The following is a 6,022-nucleotide window of genomic DNA, read 5'->3' on the forward strand; positions in this document are numbered from 1 at the left end:
ATTTGAATTGAACCGTTAGAAATTCATACTCTTCCGAAATGAAAAAGCCGCCTGAATTTATTACGGCAGCTTTATTATTTGGATGTTGAAATAAATAAATTTCAAATGATTAATTAACGTTCAGCAGAAAGGTATATAATTTTTTAGCACCTGCCAGAACCTCGTTGTAATTTTCTTCAGTTACTTCGCCGTCCAGCACTTCTTTGAAATTTTTCCACATCGGGCCTGTATTTTCCCGGTAACATCCGAAAAAGTTGAAGGTTACCTGATCAAAGCCTTCGGTTTTAGAAAGCTGCTTAGCAATTACGTTTCCTCCCAAAGTAGAACCTTCAATCACGTACATGGCTCCCAATGCTTCATGTTCACTGGAGAATTCAAGTTCTTCAGAAGCAGAAGAGGTCTTAAGGGCAAGACTGGCCAGGTCTTTTTCAATTAAAGGAAGCTTTTTCCGGCTGTCCAGCTGAAGCTTTTCAGAAAAGTGATCAGAAAGGCTTCGGAAAATTTCATCTTCGGAGTGAAGAAGCATCAGATAATTGGTTCTGATGATTTTTTTATAATCTTCCAGCGTAAAGGTTTTGTTGAAAATTTTTGCTGAGTTAAAAAGTTTTTCAGCAGCATCGTGATATTCTGCCGTATGTTGTTTTAGATATTCAGATACCATCATTAAGGATTTAAAATATTCCTCAAAGGTAAGGCTTTTTGAATGTTAAAATAAAAGTGGTCCCGTCTTTATCGCTTTTATAGCTTACCTCCCCGCCGATTCTTTTCATGATCCGGTGTACGATAGACAGCCCCACGCCGTTCCCTTTGAACTTCTTGGCATTGTCCATCCGGTTAAAGATCTTGAACATCTTGTGTTTATTTTCTTCCGGAATCCCGATCCCGTTATCTGAAATTTTATAGATAACCTGATCTTCCTCTTCGGTTCCTTCAATGACTACTTTAGGGTTTTCCTGTTGGGACGAATATTTAATCGCGTTATTGATGATATTTAAAAATACCTGATGCAGCATTGTTTTATCGGCAAGAACCCGTGGACAGTCTTTAATGATAACTTCAGTCTGCGGACTGTCAAAAGTGATTTTCGCATTCTCTGAAATTTTCTCAATGGTACGCTGTGCCTCCAGGTCTTCCAATTGGATTTCGCTATGCTTGGCACGGCTCAACTGCAAAACATCATTCATCATTTCCGCCATACTATCGATTTCTTCAATGATGGAATTGATCTTGTTCCTGCTTTTTTCCGAAGTATCGGTAAGGGTTTTTAAAAGCATCTGGGCATTGAGCTTCATCACCGTTAAAGGCGTTCCCAGGTCATGGGAAATGGTATACGAAAAACTGTCCAGCTCCTCATTTACTTTTTTAAGCTCATCATTAAGCCTTTTGATTGTATTGTAATTTTTATGTGAAGTCTCTAAAATCAGGTCGCGTACCGACTGCAGGGCAACAATATTCCTGGAATCCCATCTTCTTGAGTTCCCTTTGATATCCTCGGTAAAAAGCTGAAAGGAAGTTCTTGGTGAAACCACTTTCTTTTCTTCTCCGTCCCGGAAAACAACATCCACTTTTTTCTCAGGATTTCCTGCCCAGTTGATATGCTCATCAAATTCTTTACGGAACCAGATCAGAACATTATTCTTGCTTCTTTCCATAAAGTAAATGATTACCCCTGCTGCTTTTTCATCCAGCCCCAGTTCTTTGCCGTGATCTTTCAGAAAGCTTCTGCTCAGGTAAATTTGGTCATCCGTATTTTCGTGTGCCCACTGAACAATGGCCTGTATGGTGTTTTCGTCAGGCGCATTTCCTTCGGTAACAATTTTCTCTTCTGCTACAATGGCTAAGCCGTCGGCTTCAAGAATATTTTTAATTTCGTCTTTATTGTCAATCAGGGAATTGAACAGGCTGTTATGTTTTAAAAATTCCGCTTTTAACCTTAATGCGCGTTCGTTAAGCTCCAGGCGGTAATTCAGTTCATTTTTAGATTTGAAAGATGAATAGGCATTGGAAGCCAAGGCCGTGAAAATCCCTGCCTGTACTCTGTCTTCAAGATCAATATGCTTAGGTTCAGAATTCTGGCACGTTACCAGACCCCAAAGATGATCATCGATGATAATTGAAATACTGAAGCTTGATGAAGCTCCGGAATTTTTAATATACTGCCCGTGGATCGGTGACATACCGCGCGAAGCAACATAGGTAAGATCAATCTCTCCCAACTTTTTGCTTAAAACAGGAACAGTTTCAGCGTGTACATTGCTGAAAATCCTTTTCCTCTTTTTCATGTAAAGCTCGCGTGCCTGTATCGGAATATCAGATTCCGGATAATGAAGTCCGAGATAACTTTCCAGGTTGTCATTGGTTTTTTCCGCCACCACTTTCCCGGATCCGTCCATCATGAATTTATAAACCATCATCCGGTCATAGTTCACAATTCTGGACAGGGTACTCAAAAGCTGGTCCCAGATCTCCTGCTCATCATCAATGATGTAGAAATTATCGTATTTATTGGTAATCCTTTTATTGGGATTCACTGAAACCTTTTCAAACTCAAGGAAAATATTGCCCTTGCTCCTGAAAGCGGACAAATGGTATTCTTTACCTTCAATAAAAATTTTATCGAAATAGGTTTCGTTATCTCTTTTTGTAAAGTCAGAGAGCGAAGTATAAATGTCAGATTCTGTGACACTTTTAAAAACACCCGGAAAATCAGTTAATTTCCTGTCGAAAAGCTGTTCAGGGCTTTCGATAGTAAAAATATCCTCTATATTCTTGCTAAAAAAAGTGATGGAATGAGACTCTGCATCGATGCCAATCAGATAGCCAAAACTTTGTATATAGCCCGGGATATGGATGGGCTCTTCATGACACTCTACAAAATTCATATAATACTTTGATCAATCAAATATAAGTTTTTTTTTACATACGTGGTATTTTTCAAAAAGAAACACATACCACATAAATAATATCCTTTCAATATAATAAACAGTACATTTACTGTGATAAAAACAGATAACTCTAAAAAATCCGTTTGTTAAATATCACCGTCAGACTGCATTCAGCTTACACTTCCTTATCGAAATAAAGCATATAATATTTTCCCTTTTCATCTTCTCCCTGGGCCAGTTTCTGCCGGTCTCCGTGGATATAGATATGGAAATTTTTATCCAGCTTGATAATGCTCTTGAAATGGCGCTGCGTTTTCTTTACCGCCGCTTCACTGATCGGGAATTCCTCGGCAATATTAATCTGCATGTCCTGTTCGTAATCCGTCTTGAAATTAACGAAGCTTTCAATTACATGCTCGTCCCCCAATACTTCACTGGCAAAATCATCCAGCTTAAATTCTTCTTTCTCCTTGAAGAAATTGATAGACTTATTTAAAAAATCCGCCTGGTCTGCCTTGGACACTTCAAACTCCTGAGGCAGCTGTTTGGTGATGTAATCTTTATACACCATTAAAGCTTCCTGTGTATGGAAATAATCATCGTCCCGCTGTTTTACCTTTAGAAAATCTTCAAACCAGTAATACATATCCCCGTTTTTATTATTGTCTACCACAGAAAGTACGTATCCTGTTTCTTTGTCGTTATTATAAATCAGAGCGGCTTTATCAATTTTCGACAACCCGATTCCCTGGTCTTTTTCAATGTCAAAATTATCTTCCTGAGGAGAAATTTTCAGGAAAGACTCTCTTTTTTCTGTTTTAAAGATTCCGATTTTATCCACTCTTTCGGTTCCTTCCCTTTCGTCTTCAAAATAAGCGATGAAAAGCTCCCCGCCCTGAACCCTCGGGTTTTCGGCAGCTTCAAAAAGATGCTTAGCGATATTCTCAGACTCCCAGATGAATTTAGCCTTATCGTCAAAAATTTCAGACACAGAACTGTATACCGGATTATTGATCAGATAGGAATCACTGTAAAAATGGAAGGTTTCCTCCGATTTAAAAGAGCCTAAAAAGTAATTTTCAAGCAGTTCTGCCATCCCCTCTTCCAGCTGCAATTCTTCCTGGGAAAGCATCAGAGATTCTCCGTTGATTTTATTTCCTACTCTGTGTACTACGATTTTTGAAAACATGGTCCTGAATATTTTGGAGTGCAAAGATATTAATTAAATCAGACAATCAGCAGAATTTCATTCTGATAAACATCTTATCATTTTGAGACGTTATTTTCCCGCAAATTTATAACGCAGTTAAATTATACACCTGACTATGAGTTAATTAAACAGGAAACCCCACACGAGGCATACATTTTGGCATTATGATTGTGAAGAAATTATCTAACCGCAATGCAATCAGGGCATTAGCCACATAATTAACATCTGGAAAACTGAACAGCAAGTAACCAGTTTCTTATTCCCTGCATTGCGATTATATGATCTAATCAACAGCCACACTTCACAACTAAATACTAATTAATATGGATTATTTACAGGCCACCGAGGAAATAACAAATGTAATCCCTGAAATCCGGGATGAAATTAAAGACGAAAGAATACGAAATTCTTATCAGTTGATTGAACTCTTTACGGACAAGATGAAAAGTATGATCCGGCAAAATGACAGGAACCGGTTGTTCAAATGTCTTAAAAAGATGGGCGAAATGTACAGAACCGGAGACACGATGGTAAAAAACGCCATTGAAAATTCTTTTATTTATTCTCTGGACAATTGTACGGCTTTCTGCAGCAAAGAATACCGTGATTTTATTTTCAGCCATCTGTCACATGATTTACAGAAAGTATATACCAAGCAAATCTACAGCCACAACATTTAGTTCATTACATAATTAAACCGTTTTATTACATATTTTAAAATTTATGAGAAAGAAAATAAGAAGGGAATACGACTGGAAACAATGGGAACAGTCCAATTCCAGGGAGCAGATCAAGATATGGGCTACTCATATTGCTGTCAGTATGGGCGTGTTTGTTTTCGCCGCATGCCTTTAAATTGGTACAGTTTTGGATATCATAATATACATTTGAAAAATATTAATATGATGAACGTACCGATGCAAGCTATTAATCAAACAATAGCGGTTGAGTATTTAAAATTTTTCTATCCGCCGATCCGAAATGAGATCGATCAATTGTCTGTACAGGAAAATTTTGCAGGCGTTATACAGGCCATCGTAAACTATCTGAAAAGACTGTTGCACGAATCTAAAATCAATATTATTGCACACCACATCAAATTAATGGACTGGATTTACAGAAAGAGTAATTCTTATGTAAGAACCATGATTGAAAATCTTTTCATCCGTTCTTTTGAGAGTTTTAAGAAACTGACCAAAATCCAGAACTGGAAACTTCTGTATCAGCATATGTCGATTGAGTTCCAGCAGATTTACATGAACCAGAACAAGCTTGATGAAATTATGTTCAAGAAATAATTTCAAATAAAATAAACAGAGATCGCCGGGCTGAAGCCCGGCGATCTCTGTTTATAAACGATCAATAAAGTTCCGAATGACTTTTGTCAACGAGATAGAATGGATCAATCTCAAAACTTGGGGACTAGGCAAAAAGTTTAGACAACCTGAACAGGAAAAATGYTTTATCCCGCACGCCTCTTAATTGTAATCTGAAGTTTTTTATTTTAGCATTGAATGACTTTTAAATCTTGATTCTTCCACCTCATTAAACCAATGTGCCAGTTTCAACATTGCAACGGATTTTTGAATGTTTTGGTTGTAAATTTTCCTCAAGCCATCAGATAAACTGTACGCTTTTTCTAAATCAGGATATTGCGAGAATAAGATTTCCGCTCGCTGATTTTGCGATGCAGTCCATTTTTCTCTCGTTTTGTAGAGTAAATAYCTGCTTCTTGCCAAAAGTTGCTTTCGGGTATCGCCATTTTCAAAAGTTTCAATCTCGGTGTTGTTTTTCTTTTCTTTTGCTTCCATGAGCAGATTGTTTTCTTGCTCAATAGCTTCCCAACGGTGGTTTATCCTTAATTCCTGCAACGCTTCTATGGCTAATTTCTGAACATGGAATCGGTCGATAATTTGTGTGGCATTGG

Annotated in this window: 7 protein-coding genes; 3 read left to right on the top strand and 4 right to left on the bottom strand. The window is 37.7% G+C overall.

Annotated features, from left to right (window positions below; all coding sequences use genetic code 11):
• Window positions 1–109: 109 nt before the first annotated feature.
• The 3 genes from ASE55_RS13090 to ASE55_RS13100 form a co-directional block, all read right to left on the bottom strand.
• Window positions 110–664, bottom strand: coding sequence for a biliverdin-producing heme oxygenase (locus tag ASE55_RS13090; RefSeq protein ID WP_238585048.1), 555 nt, complete (start codon window positions 662–664; stop codon window positions 110–112).
• A 19-nt stretch (window positions 665–683) separates the two neighbouring features.
• Window positions 684–2,882, bottom strand: a complete 2,199-nt coding sequence (locus ASE55_RS13095; RefSeq protein ID WP_056220403.1) for an ATP-binding protein — start codon at window positions 2,880–2,882, stop codon at window positions 684–686.
• A gap of 178 nt (window positions 2,883–3,060) precedes the next feature.
• Window positions 3,061–4,074: a nucleoid-associated protein gene (locus ASE55_RS13100; protein ID WP_056220404.1), complete on the bottom strand. Its 1,014-nt coding sequence runs from the start codon at window positions 4,072–4,074 to the stop codon at window positions 3,061–3,063.
• A gap of 344 nt (window positions 4,075–4,418) precedes the next feature.
• On the opposite strand from ASE55_RS13100, the gene ASE55_RS13105 reads away from it, so the two are divergent.
• Genes ASE55_RS13105 through ASE55_RS13110 form a run of 3 tightly spaced genes read left to right on the top strand, consistent with a single transcriptional unit; the run spans window position 4,419 to window position 5,393 of the window.
• Entirely contained in the window at window positions 4,419–4,775 is a 357-nt protein-coding gene (locus ASE55_RS13105) for a hypothetical protein (RefSeq protein ID WP_056220407.1), read from the top strand.
• A 43-nt stretch (window positions 4,776–4,818) separates the two neighbouring features.
• Window positions 4,819–4,950, top strand: a complete 132-nt coding sequence (locus ASE55_RS20770) for a hypothetical protein (RefSeq protein WP_262483820.1) — start codon at window positions 4,819–4,821, stop codon at window positions 4,948–4,950.
• Between the two features lie 47 nt (window positions 4,951–4,997).
• Window positions 4,998–5,393, top strand: a complete 396-nt coding sequence (locus tag ASE55_RS13110) for a hypothetical protein (RefSeq protein WP_056220410.1) — start codon at window positions 4,998–5,000, stop codon at window positions 5,391–5,393.
• Window positions 5,394–5,594: 201 nt separating this feature from the next.
• Here ASE55_RS13110 and ASE55_RS13115 read toward each other — a convergent pair.
• Window positions 5,595–6,022: transposase (locus tag ASE55_RS13115; protein WP_238585049.1), on the bottom strand; the 428-nt coding region annotated here is incomplete at its 5' end.

This window comes from Chryseobacterium sp. Leaf201, from assembly GCF_001421435.1.
Taxonomy (GTDB): Bacteria; Bacteroidota; Bacteroidia; order Flavobacteriales; family Weeksellaceae; genus Chryseobacterium.